Below are 511 nucleotides of genomic sequence, written 5' to 3'. Positions count from 1 at the left end.
GCCGAGGGCGGGTAGTCGGCGAGGGCGGCGGCGACGATTTCGCTGGGGTCGCCGAGGGCGAAGAGGATCGCGCGGACTTGGGTGAGCTCGTCGGCGGGCGAGGCAGCGGCTGCCTCAGCCGACGCGGCGGCGCCGCTGGGAGCCGCGCCGCTGCCCCGGTCAGCGGCACCAACGACATCGCCAGCCAGCAAGCCAGCCGCGCCGCCGGAAGAATCAGCATCGCCGCCAAACCGGCTGACACCCGGACCGGAATCGCCGGTGCCCGCGCCGAGGCTCAAACCAGCAGCGTCGCCGCCAGCAAGCGAGCCAGCAACATCGCCGAAAGAATCAGCATCACTGCCGGACGCGTCGGCGCCCGGACCGGAATCGCCGGTGCCCGCGCCGACGCTCAGACCCGCAGCGTCGCGGCTGGCATTGCCGGACGCGCCGCCGGAACCGACATCGCCAGCCAACAAGCCAGCCGCACCCCCGTCGGAGCCAGCATCGCCAACGCTCCCCCTGGCTCTTATAC

At 72.8% G+C, this 511-nt stretch carries 1 pseudogene; it reads right to left on the bottom strand.

Annotated features, from left to right (window positions below):
• A pseudogene (locus GWK61_RS55170) lies at positions 1–452 on the bottom strand (hypothetical protein); the annotation flags it as partial.
• Positions 453–511: the final 59 nt, after the last annotated feature.

It is taken from the genome of Catenulispora rubra (genome assembly GCF_015356825.1).
In the GTDB taxonomy this organism is placed as follows: Bacteria; Actinomycetota; Actinomycetes; order Streptomycetales; family Catenulisporaceae; genus Catenulispora; species Catenulispora rubra.
The sequence above is the reverse complement of the archived record's forward strand: the minus strand, read 5'-3'. Positions and strand labels throughout refer to the sequence as shown.